The organism is Rhodoferax sp. GW821-FHT02C08 (genome assembly GCF_059421805.1).
Map to the genome: position 1 here is coordinate 129402 of NZ_JBWKVR010000006.1, position 26331 is coordinate 155732.

General features: G+C 61.6%; 21 protein-coding genes and 1 riboswitch. Of the genes, 2 read left to right on the forward strand and 19 right to left on the reverse strand.

What is annotated here, in order from left to right; genetic code table 11:
* Positions 1-18: 18 nt before the first annotated feature.
* The gene (locus tag AC07VY_RS09555) at positions 19-1101 is read right to left on the reverse strand and encodes a PA0069 family radical SAM protein (protein ID WP_495097222.1); all 1083 of its coding nucleotides are present in this window, start codon (positions 1099-1101) and stop codon (positions 19-21) included.
* A 157-nt stretch (positions 1102-1258) separates the two neighbouring features.
* Positions 1259-2542, reverse strand: coding sequence for a DUF445 domain-containing protein (locus tag AC07VY_RS09560; protein WP_495097223.1), 1284 nt, complete (start codon positions 2540-2542; stop codon positions 1259-1261).
* A gap of 226 nt (positions 2543-2768) precedes the next feature.
* Here AC07VY_RS09560 and AC07VY_RS09565 point away from each other — a divergent pair, with 226 nt between their 5' ends.
* Complete coding sequence (locus AC07VY_RS09565; protein ID WP_495097224.1) at positions 2769-3344, forward strand: hypothetical protein; 576 nt, start codon at positions 2769-2771, stop codon at positions 3342-3344.
* Between the two features lie 10 nt (positions 3345-3354).
* Positions 3355-3942 carry a hypothetical protein gene (locus tag AC07VY_RS09570; protein ID WP_495076630.1) on the forward strand — a complete coding sequence of 196 codons (588 nt, stop codon included), beginning with the start codon at positions 3355-3357 and terminating at the stop codon, positions 3940-3942.
* 57 nt (positions 3943-3999) lie between these two features.
* Here AC07VY_RS09570 and atzF read toward each other — a convergent pair whose 3' ends face one another.
* The 17 genes from atzF to AC07VY_RS09655 form a co-directional block, all read right to left on the reverse strand.
* The gene (gene atzF, locus AC07VY_RS09575; protein ID WP_495097225.1) at positions 4000-5805 is read right to left on the reverse strand and encodes an allophanate hydrolase; all 1806 of its coding nucleotides are present in this window, start codon (positions 5803-5805) and stop codon (positions 4000-4002) included.
* Positions 5802-9425 (reverse strand): urea carboxylase, encoded by a 3624-nt coding sequence (gene uca / locus AC07VY_RS09580; protein ID WP_495097226.1) that lies wholly within the window; start codon positions 9423-9425, stop codon positions 5802-5804. Before uca ends, atzF begins: the two co-directional genes overlap by 4 nt.
* A 139-nt stretch (positions 9426-9564) precedes the next feature.
* Positions 9565-10218, reverse strand: coding sequence for an urea amidolyase associated protein UAAP2 (locus tag AC07VY_RS09585; RefSeq protein WP_495097227.1), 654 nt, complete (start codon positions 10216-10218; stop codon positions 9565-9567).
* A complete protein-coding gene (locus AC07VY_RS09590; RefSeq protein WP_495097228.1) occupies positions 10215-10958 on the reverse strand; it encodes an urea amidolyase associated protein UAAP1 in 744 nt (247 codons plus the stop codon). The genes AC07VY_RS09585 and AC07VY_RS09590 overlap by 4 nt, the downstream gene beginning before the upstream one ends.
* The gene (locus AC07VY_RS09595; protein ID WP_495097229.1) at positions 10955-11785 is read right to left on the reverse strand and encodes an ABC transporter ATP-binding protein; all 831 of its coding nucleotides are present in this window, start codon (positions 11783-11785) and stop codon (positions 10955-10957) included. Before AC07VY_RS09595 ends, AC07VY_RS09590 begins: the two co-directional genes overlap by 4 nt.
* A gap of 146 nt (positions 11786-11931) precedes the next feature.
* A complete protein-coding gene (locus AC07VY_RS09600; RefSeq protein WP_495097230.1) occupies positions 11932-12711 on the reverse strand; it encodes an ABC transporter permease in 780 nt (259 codons plus the stop codon).
* Positions 12712-12721: 10 nt separating this feature from the next.
* Positions 12722-13729, reverse strand: a complete 1008-nt coding sequence (locus tag AC07VY_RS09605; RefSeq protein WP_495097231.1) for an ABC transporter substrate-binding protein — start codon at positions 13727-13729, stop codon at positions 12722-12724.
* Positions 13730-13783: 54 nt separating this feature from the next.
* Positions 13784-13902: riboswitch (guanidine-I (ykkC/yxkD leader) on the reverse strand.
* 284 nt (positions 13903-14186) lie between these two features.
* Entirely contained in the window at positions 14187-15050 is an 864-nt protein-coding gene (locus AC07VY_RS09610; RefSeq protein ID WP_495097232.1) for an ATP-grasp domain-containing protein, read from the reverse strand.
* Entirely contained in the window at positions 15047-15808 is a 762-nt protein-coding gene (locus tag AC07VY_RS09615; protein ID WP_495097233.1) for a hypothetical protein, read from the reverse strand. The genes AC07VY_RS09610 and AC07VY_RS09615 overlap by 4 nt, the downstream gene beginning before the upstream one ends.
* A 306-nt stretch (positions 15809-16114) precedes the next feature.
* Positions 16115-17275: a branched-chain amino acid ABC transporter substrate-binding protein gene (locus tag AC07VY_RS09620; protein ID WP_495097234.1), complete on the reverse strand. Its 1161-nt coding sequence runs from the start codon at positions 17273-17275 to the stop codon at positions 16115-16117.
* A 415-nt stretch (positions 17276-17690) separates the two neighbouring features.
* Positions 17691-19037 carry a type III glutamate--ammonia ligase gene (gene glnT / locus AC07VY_RS09625; protein ID WP_495097235.1) on the reverse strand — a complete coding sequence of 449 codons (1347 nt, stop codon included), beginning with the start codon at positions 19035-19037 and terminating at the stop codon, positions 17691-17693.
* Positions 19038-19041: 4 nt separating this feature from the next.
* Positions 19042-20520 carry an aldehyde dehydrogenase gene (locus AC07VY_RS09630; protein WP_495097236.1) on the reverse strand — a complete coding sequence of 493 codons (1479 nt, stop codon included), beginning with the start codon at positions 20518-20520 and terminating at the stop codon, positions 19042-19044.
* Between the two features lie 113 nt (positions 20521-20633).
* Positions 20634-22121: a DUF3138 family protein gene (locus AC07VY_RS09635; protein ID WP_495119485.1), complete on the reverse strand. Its 1488-nt coding sequence runs from the start codon at positions 22119-22121 to the stop codon at positions 20634-20636.
* A 7-nt stretch (positions 22122-22128) separates the two neighbouring features.
* Entirely contained in the window at positions 22129-22971 is an 843-nt protein-coding gene (locus AC07VY_RS09640; protein ID WP_495097238.1) for an ABC transporter permease, read from the reverse strand.
* A gap of 2 nt (positions 22972-22973) precedes the next feature.
* Positions 22974-23894, reverse strand: a complete 921-nt coding sequence (locus tag AC07VY_RS09645) for an ABC transporter permease subunit (protein ID WP_495097239.1) — start codon at positions 23892-23894, stop codon at positions 22974-22976.
* An 18-nt stretch (positions 23895-23912) separates the two neighbouring features.
* On the reverse strand, positions 23913-25034 hold the full coding sequence (locus AC07VY_RS09650) for an ABC transporter ATP-binding protein (protein ID WP_495097240.1): 1122 nt from the start codon (positions 25032-25034) through the stop codon (positions 23913-23915).
* A 69-nt stretch (positions 25035-25103) separates the two neighbouring features.
* Entirely contained in the window at positions 25104-26234 is a 1131-nt protein-coding gene (locus AC07VY_RS09655) for an extracellular solute-binding protein (protein WP_495097241.1), read from the reverse strand.
* Positions 26235-26331 lie beyond the last annotated feature (97 nt).

Sequence of the window (26331 nt, forward strand, 5' to 3'; positions counted from 1 at the left end):
TACAAACAAGTTTGCTTCCTAAAACAAACTCCCCTGCCCCGACAACAAGCCCGGCCGAAACTGGCTGATGTCCAGCTCCACGCGCTCCCGGTTCAAGCCCAGCTTGACGCAGGTTTTGTGGAAGCGCTGGCGTATCAAATCGGCCCACAGGCCGCTGCCCTTCATGCGGGTTCTGAAGTCGGCGTCGTAGTCCTTGCCGCCGCGCATCTCCTGGATGCGGGCCATCACCCGGTCTGCGCGCTGCGGGTAGTGCAGCGCCAGCCATTCACGGAACAGCGGCTGCAGCTCCCAGGGCAGGCGCAGCACGGTGTAGAAGGCGGTGCGCGCGCCGGCCTCATAAGCAGCGGCCAGCACCTGCTCCATATCGTCGTTGATGAACGGAATCTGCGGCCCCACACTCACGCCCACCGGTACGCCCGCCTCGGCCAATGCGCGGATGGTGCGCAGGCGCCGGTGCGGCGCGGCGGCGCGCGGCTCCAGCGTGCGGGCCAGGGCGCCGTCCAGCGTAGTGAGGGTGACATAGACGGCCGCCAGCTTGCGCTCGGCCATAGACGCCAGCAGATCCAGGTCGCGCTCCACGCCACTGCCCTTGGTCACCAGGGCCAGCGGATGGTGACAACTGTGGGCCAAGGCAATGGCGCTGCGGGTCAGGCGCAGCTCGCGCTCAATCGGCTGGTAACCATCGGTCACCGTACCCAGGGCGATCATGCGCGGCACATAGCTCTTGGCCGCCAGCTCGCGCGCCAGCACCTCGGCCAGGTTGCGCTTGGCGATGATCTTGGTTTCAAAGTCCAGCCCCGGCGACAGGTTCAGGTAGCTGTGCGTGGGCCGGGCATAGCAATAGATGCAACCATGCTCACAGCCACGGTAGGGATTGAGCCCGTAGTCAAAGTAAATGTCGGGCGAATCGTTGTGGGTGATGGCGCTGCGCGCGTCTTCAAAAATCACCTGGGTGGCCAGCGGAGCTGTAGGCTCGGCGCCCTCCAGCGTGCCCCAGCCATCGTCAAACGCGGCCCGGTCTACCGACGAGAAGCGGTGCGCCAGGTGCGTGGCCGTGCCCCGGCCTTTGATGGCGTGCACGGGGATATGTGCGTCGGCCACGGCTCATCCCCTGGCGGGCTGTGGCCACGCCACAGGCTTCAAGCCAAAACGCCGGCCAGCGCAGATAGCATCTGCGCAAGCAGCTATTAAAAATGAAGCATGGGTAGAGAACATTCCACGGGCTGGCTTGGCGTCGCCAAGCACAAATACTGATTATTTATACAGTATATAGTAGCACGGCATGCAGCACCAGGCCCGCCAGCCCGCCCACAAAGGTGCCGCTGATGCGGATGAACTGCAGATCGCGGCCGACGGCGAACTCCAGCTCCTGCACCAGTTGGCGGTCGTCCCAGCCCTTGATGGTTTGCGAAATATGCGCTGTCACGCCGCTGCGCAAGCTCAGCGCCAGCTGGCCCGCGGCCGCCATAACATGCTCGTTGATGGCCTCGCGCAGGCTGGCGTCGCTGGCCAGGCGCTCGCCCACGGTGCGCAGCGCGCCTTCCAGGTTGCGGGCAATGGCGGACTGCGGATCGGCCAGGTCAGCCTGCAGCAGCTGCTTGATGTCGGTCCACAGCGAGGCGACGAAGCTGCGCAGCGCCGGGTCGGTCAGCGCCTTCTCCTTCAGCGCGTCGCAGGCCTGGCGCAGGGCCGGGTCATCGCGCAGGCGCGTGATGTACTCGCTGAGCCAGGCCTCGTAGCGCAGCCGCACCGGGTGTTCGGGCTGGGCCAGCACCTCGCGCAGCTCCTCCAAGGCCGAGGCGCTGAGCTTCTCGGCCATGCTGTCCGCCAGCTTGGAGGTAGAGGCCACCGCGTCCACCATGCCCACCACCTTGGGCCACTCCTTGCGCACATGCTTGAGCAGCAGCTGCGCCACGGTAGCCTTCACCTCGTCCTGCGCCAGGTATTCGTCCACCTTGACCAGCCCGGCATCCAGCAGCGCGTTGTGCCGCCCGCCCTGCGTCAGCAGGCCCAGCACCTCACCGGCAGTCGCCGCTGCGTCCCAGCGCCGCGCCTGTGCCACCACCAGCTCCAGCGTGGCGCGCTGCATGCGTTCGTCGTCAAACATGTTCAAAGTGCCCAGCGCCCAGCCGCGCGCCTCGGCCACCCAGAAGCCGACGCGCGCCGGGTCGCGCAGCCACTCTCCCAGGCGTTGCGCCGGGTCCAGCACCGCCAACTTGGCCAATAGCATAGCCGGGTCCAGAAAATGGTCGCGCACAAAGTCGGCCAGGCTGTCGGCGATGCGCTCCTTGCTCTGCGGAATGATGGCCGTGTGCGGCAGCGGAATCCCCAGCGGATGGCGGAACAGCGCCACCACCGCAAACCAGTCGGCCAGCGCGCCGACGGCCGAGGCTTCGCAAAACGCACGCAGCCAGCCCCAAGCCCCCTGCCCGCCCATCCAGTGGCCGGCCAGCAGGCCGCACAGCGAGGCCAGCAGCAGAGTGGCAGCGATGGCCTTCATCCGGCGCAACGAGTCTGAACGGGAGATGGATGAAGAAGTCATGTATGCAGCATATGCGCTCACCATCTGCAAACTACAGCCATGGCGCAATACCAGTCCGTCGCCATCGGTTCTACGCAAACGGGAAAGCAACAAACCATTGACTCCCCATGCACACCTTCTCCACAAATAGAAGGATGATTCTTCGTAGCAACATGTAAAGCCACGCTTACACTACCGCGCTTTTAGTTACATCTATTCATGAAAAGTGTGAGGGAAATTCCAATAAATGCTCAAGATCTTTCGTTACGTTTCGGCTGCCGTCACGGTTGCAGCAGCCGCAATACTGGTGGGCTGTGCGGGCCCAGCTCCCAACTATGCGCCGTCTATAGACAATGTACAAACGCTCAAAACTTCGGGGATTGAACCCTCCAATGTTGGCAGTATTGCGGTAGCCGCAGACCTATCAGGCGGACGGGCCATGGGTCTGCGCGCCAGCAAAATGCTGTCTCCGGTAGGCGCCAATTTTGGCGACTACGTTACTCAAGCTTTGCGCCAGGAACTGGAACTAGCCAAGTTATACAACCCGAAGTCTGACTTTGAGATTTCTGGATTTTTGCTGCGCAACAACATTGATGCCGGAGGTATTTCTACCAACGAAGGGCAAATCGAAGCACGCTTTATTGTTAAACATTCTGGGCAAATACGTTTTGACAAGACAAAGCGCATTGACCACCAATGGGAAAGCTCATTTGCCGGCGCCGTTGCCATTCCATTGGCGGCAAATAACTACCCAGTGATGGTGCAGAAGCTCATCACTGCGCTTGTCACCGACCCTGAATTCATCCAATCCCTACACAACTGATCTCTGCCAAATGAACCGAATCATCAAACTCCTACTAGCCAGTCTGACCAGCGCCGTATTGTTCGGATGCGCCCATCCCATCTCAATGAAGCCCGACCTGACCAGTCTGAAATCCCAAGGTAGTCCCATAGAAAAGCAAGTTGGCTACTACATGGCAGATACCAGCAAGGCTTTAGAAGTAACCACTCCGGGAGGCGGCGGCGACAAAGTTCGTTACTTCCCCTACCGAGACATTGAACCTGGCTTCTATAAAGCTCTGTCCGAAGTGTTTTCGAATGTCAGCAAGATCAAAAACGCCAAAGACTTGGACGAAGTTAGCAAAAGTGGCATCTCGTTGCTGATCGTGCCTGAGATCACCACGACATCGTCCTCACCCAGCCCGTTTACATGGCCACCAACCTTGTTCTCAGTCACGCTCTCCTGCTCGATCACGGATGCAACTGGACAGTCCATACGCACATTCAGCGTGACAGGCAATGGCAATGCAGAATTTGACGAGTTCAAGAAAAACTTCTCACTCGCCTCTGAACGTGCGACCAACGACGCACTGTCCAAATTGATTGTTGCCTTGCAAGAAGCACCCGAGTTGCGCAAGTAATAGCCCGACGTCAAAGACGTTTTTAAAGCGCTGGCAATTGGTTTACCAGCGCTTTTTTTATTTGGATGCCGCCAAATATGCCCGCCAGCCACCGAACGCGGTGATGTCACGCGCGCCGTCCAGCCCCGAGGGCTCGCAGATGAAGCCCGCCACCAACGAGCCATCGGCCAGCAGCGTCCGGCCTATGCCCAGCGGCGCAGGAATGCCATCCACAAAGCTACCGAACTGGGCGCCGGGCAGCTCCCAGACTTCCACCTCGATGGCAGCCCCGCCCTCGGCCACCCGGACCAGGCCGGGGCGCTTGCCATCGGCCAAGGCGTAGAGCCGGTATTCCGGTGCCGTCGTGGTGCGCTGCACCAGGCGCCCGCCACGGCTGGTGAGCTGCGGATTCAGCGGCTGGCCTTGCAGATGGGCGCCGCAGACTGCCACCTGGATTTGGCCTGAAGGTACGGCATTCCCTGCCTCGAAGGGCACGGAGGCATGGCCCGTAGCGCCAAGCGTAGCCGCCCTGCCCTGCAGGCTTGTCTGCCAGCGCTGCGCCAGGTGCAGCAGTGGCTGGTCCTGGTGCGCCGGCGCCACCAAGGTGATGCCAAACGGCAGGCCATCGGCGCGGAAACCAGAGGGCACCGCGATGGCCGCGTAGTCCAGCAGATTCACGAAATTGGTGTAGATGCCGAAGTCGCTGTTGCGGGCAATCGGCTCGGCCAGCATGGTGGCTATGCGGTGGATGGTGGGCGCGGTCGGCAGCAGCATGCAGTCGATGCTGGCCCAGACCGTAGCGCAACGCTGGGCTAAAGCCCGCAGCCGGTACTGGGCGGCGAACGCATCGGCCGCCAGCGGCTTGACGCCGCCCAGCGTGATCTCGCGCGTGACGGGGAAAACGGCATCCGGCTGCGCATCGATGAACGCGCGGATCGCCTGGTAGCGCTCGGCCACCCACGGGCCTTCGTAGAGCAGGCGCGCAGTTTCGAAGAAGGGTGCAAAGTCGATCTCGACCAGCTCGGCGCCCAGCGCCAATGCATGGACGCGAGCCTCTTCAAAGCACTGCGCGTAGCCGCTATCGCCCAGGAACTGCAGCTGGTCCGCACGCGGCACGCCCAGGCGTGGCCGGGCGGCACGGCCGAAGTCATGGCCGTGCGGCTGGGCTGGGCGGGCATACGCGTCTTGCGCGTCATAGCCATGGGCGACGGCGAACACCTGCTGCGCGTCGTCGGCCGTCAGCGCGAAGATCGACACCGCGTCCAGCGAGCGGCAGGCGGGCACCACGCCGCTGGTGGACAGCAGGCCCAGGCTGGGTTTCAGGCCGACCAGATTATTGAACCCCGCCGGTACCCGGCCCGAACCGGCGGTGTCCGTGCCCAGCGAAAAGCTCACATGGCCGAGTGCCACCGACACGGCCGAGCCAGCACTGGAGCCGCCCGATACATAGTCCGGATTGAAAGAGTTACGGCAGGCGCCATACGGCGAGCGCGTGCCGTTCAGGCCGGTGGCGAACTGGTCCAGGTTGGTCTTGCCGATGGCGATAGCACCCGCGTCTATCAGCCGCTGCACCACGAAGGCGCTGGCCTGTGGCGTGTAAGCGTAGGCCGGGCAAGCGGCGGTGGTCGGCACGCCGGCCAGGTCGATGTTGTCCTTGATGGCGAACGGCACGCCCCACAGCGGCAAGCCCTCGGGGCCACGGTCCATCAGGGCTTGAGCACGGGTACGCAGCGTGGCGGCGTCGATGCGGTGTATCCAGGCGGTGTGCAGGTCGTCGCCAATCGCGGTGACGACCTGCTCCACCATCTGCAGCGGCGTCAGGCTGCCGTCGCGGTAGGCCTGCTGCAGTGCACCCAGGCTCAGGGAAATCTCTGTCTTGCTCATGCTTCTTCTCCTTGCGTCATGCCCACAATGACCACCACGTCTTGCCCTGCCGCCACGGCGCTGCCTTCACGGCAGGCCATGCGCCACACCGTGCCGGCGCAGGGCGCAGCGACGGTGAATTCCATCTTCATCGACTCGATGACCAGCAGCGGCTGGCCCTCCACCACCGCGTCCCCTTCGGCCACCAACAGCTTCCACACGCTACCGGGCACAGCACTGGCCACGCTGCGCGCGCCAGGGGGCAAGTCGTCTTGCGACACGGCGGCGTCGATGGCTTCGGGCTCGCCCACGTATTCGGCCTGGCCTGCCACACGCCAGCGCTCGCGCTCGTCCTCAAACGCATTGCCTTGCAGCGCGCGGAAGGCGGCGACGTCGTTGGCGTTGTCGGCCAGGAAGCCGCGGTAGTCGTGCAGGCTGAACGTGCCCTCCTCCACCCGCAGCGGGTAGCGGCCGGCAGGGAAGTCGCGGCGGATCTGCAGCAGTTCCTCCTCGCCCACCGGGTAGAAGCGGATCTGGTCGAAGAAGCGCAGCAGCCACGGCTTGCCGGCCTCAAACGCTGGCGCACCACTGCTCGCATCGCGCCAGCGGTTCCACATCTGCAGCGTGCGGCCCACGAACTGGTAGCCGCCCGGGCCTTCCATGCCGTAGACGCACATATAGGCGCCGCCGATGCCCACGGCGTTCTCCGGCGTCCAGGTGCGCGCCGGGTTGTACTTGGTGGTCACCAGGCGGTGCCGCGGGTCCAGCGGCGTGGCCACCGGTGCGCCTAGGTACACATCGCCCAGGCCCAGCACCAGGTAGCGGGCATCGAACACCGTGCGCTGGACTTCGGCAATGCTGCCCAGGCCATTGATGCGGCGGATGAACTCGATATTGCTCGGGCACCAGGGCGCATCGGGCCGCACCGACTGCATGTATTTCTCGATCGCCAGCCGGGTCGCGCTGTCGTCCCAGCTCAGCGGCAGGTACACGGTGCGCGAGGGCACGACCAGGTCGTCGGTATCACCCAAGGCATCGTCTGCTACAAAAATCGCAGCTATCAGCGCAGATACATCCAGCGCCAGCGGCTCGAAATGTATTTGCAGCGAGCGTATGCCCGGCGTCAGGTCCACGATGCCCGGCAGCTGCTGCGCCTGCAGGGACTGCATCAGGCCGTGCACGCGCAAGCGCAGCGCGATGTCCAGCACCGCATCGCCCAGCTCGACCAGCACATAGCGGTCGCCGGCCTGGCGCAGCACCAGCGCCGGACGTTCACCCTGGGCGGCGCGCTGGGCCAGGATGGGCGAACCAACGGCTTCAACACGCTGCGGAGTCTCGGGCGGGTTCCAGGCCAGATCGGCAATGCGGCGTTCTTGCGCAGCGTGCAGGGCCAAGGCCTCGTCGGCCGTCACACAGCGAAAACGCACACTGTCGCCGGGACGCAGCTGGCCCATCTTCCAGCGTTCGCTGGCCAGCACCACGGCCGGGCAAACGAAGCCGCCCAGGCTCGGGCCATCAGGCCCGAGGATGACGGGCATGTCGCCGGTGAAGTCGATGGCGCCAATCGCGTAGGCGTTGTCGTGGATGTTCGACGGGTGCAGCCCGGCCTCGCCGCCATCGCGCCGCGCCCACTCGGGCTTGGGGCCGATCAGGCGCACCCCCGTGCGGCTGGAGTTGTAGTGCACCTGCCAGTCGGTGCCGAAGAACATCTGTACGTCACCATCGGTGAAAAAGTCCGGCGCACCGTGCGGACCGTAGAGCACGGCGATGTCCCAGTGGTTCTGGTACACCGGCACCACCTCGGCCGGCAAGGCGGCCAGCGGCTCGGCGACGGTATCCGCGCCAATGTGCAGCATGTCTCCCACCCGCAAAGTGCGCCCGGCGTGGCCGCCGAACTGACCGAGCGTGAAGGTGGATCGGCTACCCAGGTACAGCGGGACGTCCAGCCCGCCACGCAGCGCCAGGTAGGTGCGTGCGCCCGCGCCCCGCACCGCGCCTAGCTTCAGCACGCTGCCAGCCTTGACTAGGTGCGACTGCCACAAGGCCAGCGGCACACCGTCCACGCTGACGGCCATCGCTGCGCCACAAACTGCAATGACCGTGTCGGAATGGAAGCGCAGGCTGGGGCCGCTGAGCGTGCATTCCAGCGCCGCGGCATGTTCCGCATTGCCGACCAGGCGGTTCGCCAGCCGCATCGCCAGATCGTCCATCGGACCACTCGGCGGCACGCCGACGGCCCAGTAGCCGACGCGGCCCGGGTGGTCTTGCACGGTGGTCTGCACGCCGGCGTCCAGCACCTCCAGCGCCTGCGGCTGGTAGTGCAGATCGGCCAGGCTCCGCGTGACCATGCAGCCCTCGACAAACACCGGGTCGGCGGCGACGGTGCGCAGATAGCGCAGATTGGTTTCTATGCCCGCCAGCCGGGTCGCTGCCAGCGCGGCCTGCAGCTTGGCGACGGCGTCAAAGCGGTCGCTGCCGGTGACGATGAGCTTGGCGATCATCGGGTCGTAATTGGGCGGCACCTCGCTGCCGGTGGCGACCCAGGTTTCGATGCGTGCGTCTGCTGGGAACACCACCTCGGTGAGCCCACCCGCACAGGGCTGGAAGTTGCGCGCCGGGTCTTCGGCGTAGAGGCGAACCTGGATGGATGCGCCTTGCGGCGCCGGCACGTCCAGCGCGAAGTCATCACCGCGCGCCAGCTTCAGCATCCAGGCCACCAGGTCCACGCCGGTCACCTGTTCGGTCACGCCGTGCTCTACCTGCAGCCGGGTGTTGACCTCCAGGAAATAGAAGGCGCCGGTGTCGGCGTCCAGCACGTACTCCACCGTGCCGGCGCTGCGGTAGTTCACCGCCTCGGCCAGGCGCACGGCGGTCTGTTGCAGGGCGGCGCGGGTAGCGTCGGACAGGCCGGGTGCCGGGGTTTCTTCGATCACCTTCTGGTTGCGCCGCTGGGCCGAGCAGTCGCGTTCGCCCAGCGCCACCACCTGGCCTTTTCCGTTGCCGAACAGCTGCACCTCGATGTGGCGGGCGCGTTCGACGAACTTTTCCAGGAACAGGCCCGCGTCCTTGAAATTGGCCTGGGCCAGGCGCTGCACCGCCTCGAAAGCCGGCCCCATTTCGGCCTCGCTACGTATCAGCCGCATGCCGATGCCACCGCCACCTGCCGTACTTTTGAGCATCACCGGGTAGCCGATGCGCGCGGCCTCGCTCTGCGCCTGCGCCAGGTCGCTGAGCAAACCGCTGCCGGGCAGCAGCGGCACACCCTGGGCCTCGGCCAGCGCGCGGGCGGTGTGCTTCAGGCCGAAGGCACGCATTTGCGCGGGCGTGGGGCCGACGAAGGCGATGCCGGCGTCTTCACAGGCCTGGGCGAAGTCCGGGTTCTCGGACAGAAAGCCGTAGCCGGGGTGGATAGCGCCCGCTCCCGTCGCCCGCGCTGCATCCAGAATGCGCTGCGGGTCCAGATAGCTTTGGGCGGCTGGTGCCGGGCCGATGCAGACGCTGGTATCGGCCAGCGCCACGTGCAGCGAATCGGCATCGGCCTCGGAATACACGGCCACCGAGCGCAGGCCCAGCGCCTTCAGGCTGCGGATCACACGGCAGGCGATGGCGCCGCGGTTGGCGATCAAAACGGTATCGAACATAAGGATGTCCTCATGGGTGGGTCGTCCCACCAAGTGGATAGCGCGCCACGAGTCGTCCCGCGGGCAAATGCAAATTCAAAGAAAATCGGCCTATGGCGCAGGTAGTACCTGCGCCAGCAGCTACGAATTCAATGGCAACTCAATCCCATACCAGCAAGCGGATCGGCGTCGGGTTGTAGCCGTTGCAGGGGTTATTCAGCTGCGGGCAATTCGAGATCAGCACCACCACGTCCATCTCGGCCTTCAGTTCCACGTACTTGCCAGCGCCAGAGATGCCATCTTCAAAACTCAGATGGCCATCGGGAGTGACCGGCACGTTCATGAAGAAGTTGATGTTGGGTGCGATGTCGCGCTTGCCCAGGCCTAAAACGCCGGCTTCCTGGCAGTGGCAGAGCGCGTGCATGAAGCTGTCGCGGCAGCTGTGCATGGGGCGCTTGTCCAGCGCGTAGCGCACGGTGTTGCTCTCGCTGGAACAGGCGCCGCCCAAGGTGTCGTGGCGGCCGCAGGTGTCTGCGGTGATGCTCAGCATGACACGGCCTTCGCTGGAGTACAGGCGCGAGCCCAGGCCCAGGTAGAGCTGGCCGTTGCGGGCGATGGTGTCGGCTGCGCTGTAACGTTCCTCGGCGTTGGCGGCGCTGTAGAACAGCGTGTCTACCGCCTGGTTGCCTTCGAGGTCGAGGATGCGCAAGGTTTGCCCGGCCCGCACCGTGGCCATCCAGGGGTCGCCGGCCATGCAGGTCTGGTCGAGCACGGCATTGGCCGGGTTCAGGGGGCTTTCCAAAAGCTTGCTCATGCTGCCACTCCAGTGGACGCTACGTAGCGTTCGGTATTGGTGAAGGCGCGGCCGTTCTGCGCGCACTGGGTGCGGCAGACGTCGTCGGCGGCCACAGCGTCGGCGCGGTAGGCGCTGAGCTGCACGTCTGCGGGTGCATACGCGGTGCTGACATCCAGCGGATGCGGTGCGCTGCTGAGCACGACCAGGGTGTCCATCTCGAAGCGCAGATCCACATAGCTGCCCGCCACGCTGTGGCCGCTCACATGGCTGAGTGCGCCGTCGGCATCAGGCACCACCTTGCTGAAGAAGTTGACGCTGGGCACCAGGTCGCGCGCGCCCAGGCCCCACTTGGCCAGCTCGATCAGCAGGTTGTCGCGGCCGTTGCGGTGCATGGCGTTGCGGTGCTGCTGGTAGCGCTTCTCACCGTACCGGGCCAGCACCATGGCCGCGTCACTCACGCCACACCAGGTGTCGTGCCAGCCCAGGCTGTCGGCCGTGATCGAGCACAGCACCCGGCCCATGTCCGATTGGCAGACATAGCCGGCGGTGAGAAAGGCGGTGTGCTGCGACTTCAAGGTGTCGGGCATGTTGTAGCGCTCCAGCGGCTGCTCGGCGTTGAAGAACAGCGCGGACACATTGGCGCCGCCTTGCAGGTCGGTGAGGCGCAAGGCCGTGCCGCGGCGCAGCCGGCCGGACCAATGGTTGCCGCCGGGGAGGTGTTCCTCCCACAGCAGTTGGTTGGCGGGGATGGGGTTCATACAGGGTTCCTTTCTTCGGCCAGTTGCGTGAGTTTTTGCAATTGGTCCAGGTCGGTTTTCATGCCCGAGGTTTCGCGGATGCGGTCCAGCAGTTGGCGTTTGAGGCGCAGGAACTCGGGAGCCAGCTTCATGTCCTGCTCGCGCTTGGTCGGCAGGGGCACTTCGTAGATCGAGTCGATACGGCCCGGACGCGGCGCCATCAGCACCACGCGGTGGCCGAGGTAAATGGCCTCTTCCACGTCATGCGTGACAAACACGATGGTGGTGCGCTCCAGGCGGTGCACGTGCAGGATCAGGTCGTGCATCACCTCGCGGGTTTGCGCGTCCAGCGCGCCAAAGGGCTCGTCCATCAGCAGTATCTGCGGCTTGCCCATCAGCGCACGGGCAATCGCTACGCGCTGCTGCATGCCGCCCGAGAGCTGGTTGGGATAGGCGTTGGCCGAAGCCGTCAACCCCATCAGCTGCAGCAGCGCGTCGGCGCGGCCCGAAGCGGCCTCTACATCGGCGCTGCTGCGGTTGCGGGTCTGGGCGCTGAGCTGGCGGCAGAAGCGGATGTTTTCTGACACGCGCAGCCAGGGGTAGAGGCTGTAGTGCTGAAACACCATGGCCCGGTCCTGGCCGGGACCGGCGATCGGCTTGCCATCCACCAAGACGTCGCCTTTGCTGTGCGTTTCCAACCCGGCCAGAGTCCGCAACAAGGTGGACTTGCCGCAGCCCGAAGCGCCGACCAAGGTCACGAACTCGTTGTTGGCGATGCCTAAGTTCACGTCGTTCAGGGCCATGGTCTGGCCGAAGTATTTCCAGACGTTTTTGCATTCGATTTTCATATATGCACTTCTAGAAATTCAGGTTTTCGGGATGAAGTGCTAGGCGCACGGAGCGCAGGACACCGGAATGCACTTTGGTGCATGAGGATTCCGAGCACCGCGCAACGACGCAATTCGCCCGAAAAATGGATTTATGGGAGTGCATATCAACGTCCGTGCATCCAGGGGAATGCCTTGCGGTGCAGCAGGCGGAACAGCTGGTCAATGGCCAGGCCGATGCAGCCGATCAGCAAGATGCCGGCAAAGATCTTGTCGGTCTGCAGAAAACGCTGGGCCTTCAGAATCGCAAAGCCCAGGCCCGAGTTCGCGGCCACCAGCTCGGCGACGACCAGGTAGGTCCAGGCCCAGCCCATGGTGATGCGCAAGGTGTCCAGCAGCGCCGGTTTGGCCGAAGGCAGGATCACCTTCTCCAGCACCTCACGCCGGGTCGCGCCCATGGTTTGCGCGGCTTCGATCTGTGCCATGGGCACGCGGCGCACGTCCTCGGCCACCATCAGCACCATTTGGAAGAAAGTGCCGATGAAGATGATGGCCACCTTGGCGCCCTCGTCGATGCCGACCCACAGCATCACCAGCGGGATGAAGGCCACGGCGGGCATGTAGCGGATGAAGTCGGTCAGCGGCTCCAGCAGGGCCTGCACCGCGCGCCAGCTACCGATCAGCAGGCCCAACGGCAGCGCCAACAGGGCCGACAGCGCCCAGCCGGTGACCACACGCAAGGTGCTGATGGCGGCGTCGCCCAGCAGGTCGTCTTCCATGGCCCAGGTGATGATGCGTGCCACCACCTTCTGCGGACCCGGCAGAAACACCGGGCTGACGCCGGCAAACGCGCTCAGCAGCGCCCAGCCCAGCAGTGGTACCACCAGGCCGGCGAGCGCAAGCAAGCCGTAACTGCGACGCGAGATCGCCAGTCTTATCGACCACATCGCGCGTGCCTTACTTCAGCGCGTCTTGGACCAGCGTGCCGTCTATGCCCTTGGCGGCGTCCGGCTTGCCATCGATCAGCTTGTACTGCGTCAAAAATGCGGCAATGGTCGGCGCGGTGCTGGACAGCGACAAGGCATTCTTGGCATCAAACGCCTGGGTGTTGGCGGTGGCGTCGAAGAACTTGGTGCCGGGCAGGAACACCGTGTATTCCTCGGGCGACATGCTGACCACCTTGGACATGATCTTGGCGGCTTCGGTGGGTTGCTCGCGGATGAACTTCTCGGTCTCGAACCAGGCCTTGATCATGCCGACCAGCTCTTTGCGCTTGGTCTGGATGGCTTTGTCTTGCGCCACCAGCAGGTCGGGCACCAGGCCGGGCATGTCTTTGGAAGTGAACAGAGGTTTGCCCTTGCCGCTGGCTTCGATCTGGTGCACCCAGGGGTTCCACAGCACGGCGGCATCGACCTTGCCGCTGATGAAGGCGGCAGCGGCATCACCGGCCGACAGATTGACGATCTTCACGTCGCCCAGCTTCATGCCGTTCTTGGCCAGCGCCGTGGCCAGCACGAAGTGCGAGATGCTGTACTGCTCCAGCGCCACCTTCTTGCCCTTGAGCTGGGCGAAGGAGGTGATCTTGGGGCCGACCATCAGCGCGTCGTTGCCGGCCGAGTTGTCGTTCACCAGAATCGCCTTCAGCGGCAGGCCCTTGGCCAGCGGGCCCAGGGTGTCGGACCAGGTTTGCGAGTTGGCATCCAACTGCCCGGAGGACAACGCGCCTATGGAGTCGGTGTAATTGGCGAACCAGACCAGCTTCACGTCAGCGCCGTATTTCTTGAAGAAGCCTTTTTGCTCGGCCACATACCAGGCGACCCAGCCCGGCCAGTCGGACAGGCCGACCTTGATTTCGGCGGCAGCCGGCCGGGGCAGGCTGACCGCCCCCAGGCCGACCAGCACCATACAGACGCTGACGGCACAACGTTTGAACGCAAGAGAAATCGGAGAAAAATGGAAAGACATAACAGCTCCAAGGTTGAAAAACAAATGCGGGAGACCACCTCGACAACGAAGTGAACCTCCCGGGCTTTTGTCCCGCCGTGGAGCCGGCAGCGGTATGGGCCGCTGCTGGCCGACTGCTCTCGGACCAGACACCGCTTGATGCTCAAGCGGCCGGAACCCTAGCTGTCATTTGAAGAAGCGATCCAGAGTGGCCGCCCCGCGTTGATCAAGCATGCAAATTCGATGCCAACGAAGAAGCTGGGTGGTAAAACTGCGCGCCCACCTCTGTACACACGCTAGCTCAACCCAAAGTTCTAGATCAGCAAGGCATACAAAAGCGCATTTCTCGGCACACAGATGGTGCCTATGCACGACTGCAGTGCACCCATGCCGGGTTCAGCAGTCCCGGTTCTCAAGCCCTACAAACGCTATATTTTTCACAGCACCATGCGCAGTATTTACATGCGCCAGCCGCACATCAGGCCGCATGCAGAAAGTCCGCCAGCGCGGCCGCCAGGGGCAGGCCGCTTTGCGCCTCGAACGCGCTATAGGCAGGCAAGGAGTGGACTTCAAAGCAGACATAGGTGCCGTCCGGGCGCAAGCGCAGGTCTATGCTGGCCAGCGGTAGGTCCATGGCCTGCGACATGCTCACGCATTGGGCGGCTACGGCATCTGGCAGGCTGGTGGCGCTCCAGCCAGCGTCGCTGCTGGCCTCAGCGGCAAACACCTGCTCGCCCACCACATGGACGCAGATGTCCACCCCGGGCACATGGGCCTGGAACTGGGTGGGCAGCTGCGCCAGGCGGTGCATGCGCGACAGGCTGGCGTCATCCAGCTCGGCCACACCCACATCTGCGTCGCTGATGGAGCTGAACATCACACGCCCGTGCTGATTGCGAAAGCTGCGCACCGCCTCGGGGTCGGAGCTGACCAGGGTGGCCGGCACCAGAAAGCCCGCTTCGCCCATGCGCTGGGTCTGCAGGGGTTTGGAGGCATTGGCCTGTATGGCTGCGGGCCGACTGACCACCAGTACCGGGGCGATGTCAAACCAGTCCAGCAGCTGCTGGTGCAGGGTTTGCGCATGGGCATTGGCCGCCGAAGCGCCATCCAGCAGCATGGGTGGAGAGGGGCGCGCGTAGACGGCACGAATGTCTTGCAGGAGCAGTGCCTGCCTGACCACCACCAGTTCGCCCGATATGCCCGGCGGGCCGACCGAGATGTCCAGCGAAGCCTGGTCCAGCGCGGCCGTGTCCAGATGCAGATAGGCTGCGTCTACGGCCTGCAAGGCCCGCACCAGGCAGCTAATGGGTGGGTCGTCCGCCTGGCCGTAAACGAGGATCATGCGACGCCGTCGCGCTCCAGCTCGACAGCAGCCTGGCTGTGCACCAGATCACAGATGCAGGTGGCCACAGCGTCTATGTCCTCCAGGTCGGTCAGGGCCGGGTACGGGCTTACGCCGACCAGCACAAAAACCTGGTCTCTGCGCACGAAGCGGAACTCCAACACAGAGAACCCCAAGGCCTGGCTCGCCGCCACGCAAGCCCGGCCAAAGCGACCCGCCAGCACGCCCGTGGTCTGCGTGCCCGCCACCAGTACGGTGGCATCCCATTCCAGCGCCGGCATGCCAGCATCGCGCTGCGCCACGGGCAGGCCGCACTGGGCCGCCGCCTGGGCCCAGCGCAGCATGGGTAACTGCGGTGACAACAAGGGCTGGTTGCGCAGCGAATGCAGAACGCGGTCACCGAAGGATGCCAGCCAGCTTTGCATCAAGGCATGGAACTCGGCCGCCGCATAGTCGCGGTCCTGGGCGCTGCCGTACAAAAAACTGGGCATGGGCAGGTGCTGGATACGGTTGAAAACAGCGCGCACCTGGCTGCTGAGCAACGCGGACCGGCCCGGCAGCGTGAACTGCGTTTCAGCATGGCCATGGTCATCCACATGGTGCGACCAGATGGCCTGGCTGAGCATGGCGGGCCGCACGGTCCAGACCTCCACCGCAGCGCAGGCGCAGTCTTCGCGCAGCATGGAATGCAAGGATGCCGCAACCGACGCAGCACCCGCATCAGCCGCATGGGCCAGCACCAGAACGACCTCGCTCATAGCACTGCACCTCGCACGGGCACGGGCCGGCCATAGGTCTTGGGCAGGCTGGGGCGTACGGGGCAAAAATGGGCGTTGCGACAGTTCATCAGGGGCTCTCCTCAAGTAGATCTGCAGCGTGACACGCTGCAGCTACGAGAGTGCAACAGCGGGTAAAGCGGTACAGCATTCACCCATTTGGGCGACCCCTGAACGATAGGCGCGCACAGGGGCTACGTCACCCACGTCTTCCACCTTTTTGAGGGAAAAACCAAGCACAAGATATAGCGCGTGTAAAGCTCCGCAACCCGCGCCGGAGCCGCCTGCCTACCAGACGTCGGAGCGCACCTGGGATTCCCATGCACCGTCGCGCACGCGGTAAACACCGATTACGCCATAGCGTTGTTCACCCTTGGCATCCCACTTCATGGAGCCGGTCACGGGTGCATAGCCATCCAGCTTGCGCAGCGCCTCCACGACAGCCGCAGGCTTGGCCGAAGGCGTACGACGGATGGCTGCGGCCAGCACATAGGTGGCGTCGTAACTGTAGTGCCCTGCATAAGCGGGGTCGATCTTGAACTTGGCGCGATATTTGTCCAGGAAGGCCTGGCCGGCGGGGAATTCCCCCACATCCAAACTTGGCGACGTGGCGAATACACGCTGTCCAGCAGAGACTCCCTTGCGCATCAACGTAGTCTTGATGGTGTCGCCGCCGAGCAGGGTCACATCGGCATGGTCAACCTTTTTCAGCGCCTCAAACAAGGCCAGCACCTGGAAGTCGTTCAGCGTAGAAACGATCACTTCCACGCCCTCGGCCTTCATCTTCTGGGCCAACTCATCGAACGCAGTCGTTTTATCGTCAAACGACTGCACCAAAACGATGTTCTTTTGAGCCGCCTTGAGCTGTGCTCCAGCGCCAGCGGCCAGCCCCTTCCCGTAAGGCGTGCCATCGTCCAGCAACGCGTATTTGCTGCCCTTGATTTGTGATGCCGCAAAGCTGCCAATGGCCTTCGCCTGCAACGTGTCATTGGCTACAAGCCTGAAGGTTGTGTTGAGGCCCAGCTCGGTAAATTTGGGGTTGGTGGAAATAGCCAGCTGTGCGATGCTCTTTTCGGCATAAACAGGCGCCGCCGCGATGCTGACACCAGAATTCAAATCGCCCACGACGGCCACTACGCCGGCATCCACCAGTTGGTGGGCTACCTCCACGCCTGTCTTGGCATCAGCGCGGTCGTCCACAGCCACCACCTCCAAGGTCACAGATTTGCCATTGACCTGAAACCCTTGCTTGTTGAGCTCTTCTACCGCCAACGTGACCCCATTGAGCATGTCTTGCCCCAACGGCGCTAAATTGCCGGTCAAGGGCTGGGCTACACCAATTTTGATGGTCGATGGAGGACTGTCACAACCCTGAAGCAGCGCCACGCAAGCGCCCAACAGAGCTAAATGCAAGCCACGGGTGTACCGAACGGAAGATCGCAGAAGCATGGGCATTTCCAGTAAAAAAATGGTTCGAATTGAAACAAAGCGTATCGAGTATGCATTCTTTGGGCCAAGGGCGAAAATGCCAGACCCTACCCCCCCTCTCTTGCCGCCTTTTCCCTACTTGCATCGGAACGCCAGCGCCTTTCTTTTATTCAGCGTACCGCTGCACTAGATACACAACGGGCCCAGAACGTGCACCTGATCTGTGCGGATAGCCTGGCCTACAGCGACTTTTGCTTGGGTGATACCGGCGCCATATTGGGCCATTCACAGGCCATTGCGACGCTTAGCGCTTGGCTGGACGTGTTCGAAGCATTTTTACGTGAATTGAGCGCGCACTGATTTGCTATCAAAAAAAAGAGCTGCCAGCGCAGTTAACACCTGCGCTAGCAGCTCTTTTTATTCAAAACCCTGTAGCTCAATATCCGTCAGCGTAACGCTCCAACTCCCAGGCGCTGACGTAACCGGCATACGCGTCCCATTCAGCGGTTTTGAGTGCCAGAAACTGCCGGCAGAACGAGTCGCCCAGGCTTTGGCGCAACACCGCGTCTACTTCCAGCGCGGCCAATGCCGAACACAGGTCGCGCGGCAAACGGGCAGGCATGGCGTCCGGATGTTGGACCTGCTGGGCATACAAATCGACAGAACAAGGCTCGGGCGCCCGCATCTGCTGGTCCAGGCCATCCAGACCAGCCGCCAAGGTCGCGGCCACTGCCGCATACACATTGCAGGACGGGTCTGGCAAGCGCCACTCAATGCGCCCGGCCACTGTGCGCGCCAGGCAGGTACGGTTGTTCTCGCCATAGGCCTTCCACACCGGCGCCCAGGTGGTGCCCGATGCACTGTGGCTGGCAGCCAAACGCTTGTAGCTGTTCACGGTGGGTGCGCACAGCGCCGCCAGCGCGTCCGCATGGTGCAACAGACCGGCAATAAAACTGTAGCCCCCGGCGCTCAGCCCCAGCGGGTCGGCGCCCTGGGCAAACACCGACTGGCCCTGGGCATCGGTGATGCTCAGATGCATATGCAAGCCGCTGCCGGGCGCATGCGCCAACGGCTTGGGCATACAGCTGAAATGCAGCCCGTGTTTTTGCGCCACCGCATGGGCTGCCAGCTTGAACAGCATGTAGCGGTCTGCAGCGGCCAGGGCGTCGTCGAACCGGTAGTTGATCTCGTACTGCCCGGTCGCGTCTTCGTGGTCTATCTGCTCCAGCTGGAAGCCCAACGCCACCAGGGTTTGGCGCATATCGTCCAGATAGGCCTGGTTGCGCTGCAGCGCCTTCAGGTCGTAGGAGGGCTTGTCCAGGGTGTCGAGCGCATCGCCCACACGCCATATGCCCTGCGCGTCCTTGCGCAACAAAAAGAACTCGGGCTCTATGCCCACCCAGAGCGTCCAGCCTCGCTCTTTCAAGCGTGCCAGTTGCCTCTTCAGCAGCTGGCGGGAACAGGTGTCCAGCGGCTCGCCGCCGGCAAAGCCATCTGCGACCGCATGGGCCACACCGGGCATGAAAGGCAGGGGCCGCACATGCTCCAGACCCATGCGTGCGTAGTACTCGCTGCGCGGGCCTAGACGCGGCAAGCCCGTGCCCCAGATACTGGGCCCGGCAAAACCGGCACCCACCTCCACCCATTGGCGCAGATGCTCCACCGGCACCAGTTTGCCCTTGGCCACACCATGGATGTCGGCAAACTGCACCAAGATGCTGTGTATGCCCTGGGCCTGCAGCGATTGCTGCATGGCCTCTAGCGTCGCGGTCGTATCGCCCATGGGATCAGACCGGGCTATCGATACGGATCCACGTCGTCTTGCACTCGGTGTATTTGTCGAAGGCGTGCAGCGACTTGTCGCGCCCCACCCCGCTTTGCTTGAAGCCACCAAACGGCACGGTGATGTCGTCCTCGTCATACTGGTTGACGTGCACCGTGCCGGCGCGCAGAGCGCGTGCCACGCCGTGGGCCTTGTTCAGGTCACTGGTCCAGACGCCGGCCTGCAGGCCGTAGATGGTCTGGTTGGCCTGGCGCACCACTTCGGCGGTATCGGTGAAAGACAGCACAGACAGCACCGGGCCGAAGATTTCTTCGCGTGCAATCGTCATATCGTTGCGCACACCATCAAACACAGTGGCCTGCACATAGCAGCCGCCAGTCTCAGTCAGGGCCTGTTCGCCACCGGCCAGCAGCTTGGCACCTTCGGACTTGCCCAGCTCGATATACCGCAGTACATTGTTCATCTGCACAGTGTCCACCAGGGCACCCATGATGGTGTCCGGCTCCAAGGGGTTGCGGGGGGCGTACTGGGGCAGCAGGGCCAACGCTTTTTCCAGGAAAGCATCCTTGATGCTGGCTTCCACAAACAAGCGCGAAGGTGCGTTGCAACTCTGGCCCTGGTTGAAGAAGATGCTGCCTACGGCGGCTTCCACCGCGCGGTCCAGATTCGGACAATCGGCGAACACGATATTGGGCGACTTGCCGCCCAGCTCGGTCCAGGCGCGCTTCAGATTGCTTTGGCCGGCCATGACGTGGATCTTCTTGCCCACGGCGGTGGAGCCGGTAAAGGCAATGCAATCCACGTCCATGTGCAGGGCCAGCGGCGAACCGGCTTCCGGCCCGTAGCCCGGCACTACGTTGAACACGCCGGCGGGTATGCCGGCCTCCAGCGCCAGGTCGCCCAGGCGCAGCGCAGTCAAGGGGGATTTCTCGCTGGGCTTGAGCACCACAGAGTTGCCCGCAGCCAGGGCCGGAGCAATCTTCCAGGCGGCCATGATCATGGGGTAGTTCCAGGGCACGATAACCCCGACCACGCCGACCGGCTCACGCGTGATGAGGGCCAGCGCCGTGTCGGCCGTGGGGGCAATTTCGTCATACACCTTATCCACCGCCTCGCCATACCAGCGCAGACAGTTGGCCGCGCTGTTGACGTCCACGGCCTGGGCATAGCGCAGCGGCTTGCCCATGTCTAAAGTCTCAGTCAAGGCCAACTCCTGGGCATTGGCCAGCACCAGGTCGGCGAAGCGTGTCATCACCTTCTTGCGCTTGGCCGGTGCCATGCCGGACCAGCGGCGGTCTTCGAACGCGGTGCGTGCGGCTGCCACGGCGGCGTCGATGTCGGCAGCCTCACAGCGGGCCACCTCGGTCAGCACCGCACCATCCACCGGTGAGATGCAAGCAAAGGTCGCGCCACTACGGGACGCTACGCGTCGGCCGTTGATAAGCGCACGGCCGTCAAAGGCGGGTCGGGTCAAAGTCTGCATAGCCTCATTTCCTGGACTGAAAAATACGGGAATCAAAAATTCTCAAGCCATGAGCGATTCCCGTATTCGATCAAATCCGGATCAAAGCTTTACCCCGCCCCAAAGGCGCGCGGTCAGAAGTTCACGATAGTTTGCAAGCCGATCGTGGTGTTGCTCTTGCGGTAGGTGCCGTCCGACCATTGGTAAAAAGATGGCTTGGTCGCATGATCAAATCGCAGTTCGCCACGGAAGGCCACATTGCGAGTCAACCGGTAAGTAGCGGCACCGGTCACAGAGAAACGGTTTGAACCCTTGCTCGGGTCGTAGTTGGGGTCCGTTGGATCTCCTGGGCCAAATCCGTTGTAGAAGTCGCCCACGGCAACGCCAGCGCCTGAGGGATCATTTGCAAATACGTTCGGCGTTCCGCCACCATTCTTCTGGTTGTTCAGGTAGTCAAAGCGGCCCGCAAATGTCCAGGCAGGCCCCACCTTCTTGGACAACATGTAGGACATGCCGTACCACTGGGAATCCCCCCCATTGAAGGCTGCAAGTTGCTGACGCCCAAGGGTCAGCTGCAGATTGGTGTTGATGTCACCACGCGTCCACCAACCGTCGATCTCGAACTGGTCCAAACGGGTCGCGGAGGGTGTACCAGTCAAAGACGAATTGGGATTGGTCACCTTGCCCTCGTAGCCCGTGAATTCCACCCCCCAGAACTCATCCTTGGCATAGGTTGCGTTGTAGATGAAGGAAGGAAGACGAGAAGACGATGTGCTGCTGCCGCTCACGTCATTGCGCGCCGAGTTGAAGTTGGCCAAGAACAGCTTGGTGTCCCACGGACCTCGCACCAAGTCCAGACCCACGCCGGTATACGCTGTCGCGGCAGTGAAATCAAACAGCAAGTTCTTGGTCACGAAATACTCGGCATAGCCTGGGTACAGTAAGTTGGAAGACAGGCTATTGGCGCCCACAAAGCTATTGAAGAAGGGTTGGTAGCCCGATACATCCGGCATTTGCCCCACCAGCAATCGGGTGGAAGGGCCGTCGATCGGGATGGATACCGACGCTTCGTGCACGATATTGCCGAAATTGAAACCCGCCCCAGCTGATTTGCTAGGCGCCAAGGTCAAACGGAACCGGGTACCGCCGTCGTCCATTTCCTTCTGGATGTCCAAGTAGGCCAAACCAAAGAACGAGTTGTCATAGGAGTACACCTCGCCACTGCCATTCACATCACCAAAATTATTCAAGAACGCAAACGAGCTTGATTGCTTGTTGCGGTTGTAAATATAGGTCGGATCAATTCCGCCGCTGATACGTAGGCCTTTGAAACCAGCCACTTCCGACTGGTCCTCCATAGCCTCCACCTTGGTCTTGATGCGGTTGAACTCATCCGGATCTACCGCTGATGTCTGCGCGGCTTGCACGGGAGCCGACGCCGGCGCAGCACCTTTCAACGCCTCGGTCAACTGCTTAATCTGCAGCTGAAGTGCATCAATTTGGCGTTGCAGATCAGCATTCGACTGGGCGCTGGCCAGTATGGGAAAAACCAGAGATACAGCTAACGCAGTTTGTTTCAGTTTCATCATCGGATCTCCATCTCCATGGGTTACATCAAACAATCAATCCTCAAGCAGCGACGGTCTGGCCCTCTCGATACGCCGCGGCTTGCTCTGCAGCGCGTTGACGCTCCTTGCGGCTCATCCACAAGCTGCCTGCCAACACCCCCACCGACACCACGGCAACGGTGATGGTGGCAATCGCGTTCACCGTAGGATTCAGGCCCAGGCGCGCCCGGGACAAAATCACAATGGGCAAGGTGGTCGATCCAGGGCCGGACAAGAAGGCGGTGGAAACCACGTCATCCAGCGAAATCGTGAATGTCAGCAACCAGGCGGACATTAGCGACGGCGCAATCATGGGCAGGGTGATCAGGTAAAACACCTGGAACGGCTTGCAGCCCAGATCCACAGCGGCTTCCTCCAGAGAGCGGTCCATTTCCAGCAAGCGCGACTGGATCACGACAGCCGCATAGGACAAACCAATCGACGTATGCCCCACCCAAATGGTGAAGATGCCGCGTTCTGGCATGCCAAACATGCGCTCGCACATGACGAAGAACAGCAGCAGAGACAGGCCAGTAATGACTTCGGGCACAACCAGAGGTGCATTGATATGGGCATTGAAAGCCGTGCGGCCAAAAAACTTCTTGTAGCGCACCATAGTGAACGCGGCCAAGGTGCCAAACACCACCGACGCCGTGGCCGTCAAAAGCCCAATCTTGAGTGACAGCAAAAAGCCGTCAATGACCTCAGTATCGTGCGTGATCACCCCATACCACTTGAAGGTAAAGCCGCCCCAGAGGGTGACCATCTTCGAATCGTTGAACGAGAAAACGATCAGCGTGACGATGGGTAGGTAGAGGAACAAATACCCTGCCCCCAGCCAGAATCTTCCTATACGCGAGTCCATGTTCAGTTTCCTCTCACACCGCCGGAATCGGCTTGGTATTTGTTGAGAATCGCGAGCGGAATCAGGATCAACACCACCATGGTGACTGCCACCGCAGAAGCCATTGCCCAGTCGTTGTTACTGAAGAACTCGTCCCACAAGACGCGCCCAATCATCAGCGTCGAAGGACCGCCCAGTAATTCCGGGATCACGTATTCACCCACGCTCGGGATAAATACCAACATGGCGCCAGCGATGATGCCGTTCTTGGACAAAGGCACGGTAATCAGCCAGAACGCCTTCCAGGGTGTAGCCCCCAGATCTTTGGCCGCCTCCAGCAAACGCAGGTCCATCTTTACTAGGCTTGCATACAGCGGAAGAATCATGAACGGCAGGTAGGTGTAGACCATGCCGATAGTCATGGAAAATCCGGTGTGCATCATCTTGATCGGTTCGTCGATCGCATGTATGGCCATCAGTATGTTGTTGAACACACCGTGGTCATCCAACAATCCCTTCCAGGCATACACACGCAGCAGATACGACGTCCAAAACGGCAGCGACACCAGCATCAGCAGCGCGGGTCGCATGCTCACCGGCGAGCGCACCATGAAATACGCAAACGGGTACCCCACCAACAGACACCAGAATGTATTGATCAGAGCAAACCGTATTGACGACAGATAGGTCTGAACGTAAAGCGGGTCCGTCGTCAAAAACACATAGTTGGACAGCTTGAGGCGCAGCGTCAACATCCCGTCGACATAACTCGTCAAATCGGCATAGTGCACGCCATCGGAGTCCGAGACACTGATCTTCAACACCACGAAAAATGGCACCGTGAAAAACAGTATCAAGAAGCTGTAGGGCACGCCGATCACGCTGCGCTTGCCCCACCCCTGCGACAAGGCGCGCAGGTAACGGTTGTTGGATAAGCTGCTCATGGTGGGAGTACCCTGTGCTCAGCTTGTCAACACTACCAGAGCATCTGGTGCGAATGTGGCGTATACCGTCTCGCCACGCTGGAACAGCTCACCGTGGCGCTGACCATGGGTGATCTGGATCTGCAACTTCTTGCCACCCGCCAAGTTCATGCGATAGAGAGAGAAGCTGCCGAAATACCCGTTGTCGGCAATTTCACCGCGCAGGCAGTTGTGTTGCGCATCGGCTGGCGGGTCACGCTGCAGGCTGACTTTTTCCGGACGCACAGCCACGGTAGCCGGCATGCCCAGCGTACCCGTCACCCCATGGTTCACGTAGAAGCTACCATGCTCGGAGCCCACCACGCAGTGGTCTGGCTCATCAATCTCCAGCTTGCCATCGAACAAGTTCACGTTGCCGATGAAGTCAGCCACGAAGCGGCAGCTAGGGGTTTCGTAAATTTCACTAGGCCGCCCCACTTGCTTGAACTGGCCCTCGCTCATGACGGCAATGCGGTCGGCCATGGTCATGGCTTCTTCCTGGTCATGGGTGACCAGCACGCAGGTCACGCCCACGCGTTTGATGATGCTGTGCAGCTCAAACTGGGTTTGTTCACGCAGCTTGCGGTCCAGCGCACCCAAGGGTTCGTCCAACAGCAATAGCTTCGGGCTCTTGGCCAGGCAACGGGCCAATGCCACCCGCTGCTGCTGGCCGCCAGAAAGCTGGTGCGGCTTACGTTTGGCGTAGGACTTGAGCTTGACGATATTGAGCATGGCATCCACACGCTCATTGATTTCGCTCTTTGGCAAGCTGTCACGCTTCAGACCAAAGGCAATGTTGTCCCACACTGTCAAGTGGGGAAACAAGGCATAGGACTGGAACATCATGTTGATGGGCCGTTCATATGCCGGCATGGAGACGATGTCGGAACCCGCCAACAAGATATGACCAGAAGTGGGCGTCTCAAACCCTGCCAGCATGCGCAACAGCGTGGACTTGCCGCAGCCAGATGAACCCAACAAGGCAAAAATTTCGCCCTTCTCGATGTCCAGTGAAACATTGTCTACGGCAGTTGCTTCATCGAAGCGCTTGGTCAAGCGATCGATGCGCAAGAAACTCTTATCGTGGGCTGCACCAGCGGCACCCAACTCTGGATTCGACATATGAAAGCCTCTGTCAATTATTGTTTTGAACCATTGGAGCTGGCGTGCTCCAATGGTTTTCGCTCGCGCCTACAACCCGGTTTTTATGGAGGTGTACAAACGCGTACGTAGTCTACGTACGTCGCTGTTGACTGCATCCGGCGGCACCATCCGTGCCAAGTCATCCTGCGCCATGAAAACCGACTTGTTGCTGGCAACCTCTGGCTTGACGAACTTGAGTGCGCTGGGCACGGGGTTGGCATACAGCACCTTGTTGACGATGCCAGCGTTGACTTCAGGTCGATATATATAGCTGATCCATTTGTAGGCATTCTCAGCGTGCGGCGCATCAGCAGGAATGGCCATGGTGTCAAAGAACAGAACAGCGCCAGATTTGGGCACCAAGGACTTGATGACATTGCCATTCTTGGCTTCGTTTGCACGGGCCTGGGCGATGCTGATGTCGCCGTTCCAACCCATCACCAGACACAAGGAGCCACCTGCTAGGTCATTGATGTAACCCGAAGAAGAGAACAGCGTGATGCTGGGTCGGATTTTCTTCAACAGCTCGGCGGCTTCCTGGTAGTCCGCAGAGTTCTTGCTGAAGGATGGTTTGCCCAGATAGTGCAGTGCAGCGGGGAACAGTTCGTCGCCCGAATCCAGCACGGACACGCCGCAAGACTTGGCCTTGGCTGCGTACTCTGGCTTAAAGAGCAGGTCCCAGGCGTTGTCGGGCCAGGGCAAGTTGCCTAGCGCCGCTTTGAGTTTGGTTTCGTTGACGCCTATCGTGGTGATACCCCAGGCCCACGGAACCGTGTACTGGTTGCCAGGGTCCATCTCCGCCAGCTGCTTCATCACGTAGGGGTCCAGATTGGCGTAGGTCGTGATCTTGCTTTTGTCGAGCTTGGTCAAAAGGCCACCCTGGGCCTGGATCTTGGCCCAGTGCGATGAGGGCACCACGATGTCATAACCGGTTTTACCGGCCACCATCTTGGCATGCAAGGTTTCGTTACTGTCAAAGGTGTCGTAGCGCACCTTGATGCCGGTCTCCTTTTCAAAGTTGGCGATGGTGTCGTCGCCAATGTAGTCAGACCAGTTGTAGATGTTGAGCACCTTTTCATCTGCAGCATGCACGTTTGCGGCAGCGCCCACCAGCGCCCCCACCGCAAACAGGCCATACATGAGTCGGCTAAGCCCCCGTTTTTTCAAACCCAATTGCATATTTATCTCCTGATGACAAAAGAACAATGTAAAAGCATGAAACAAATCATGATGATGAATGACACTGGCAAGAAAACGAGAAACTTTACGCAACAGT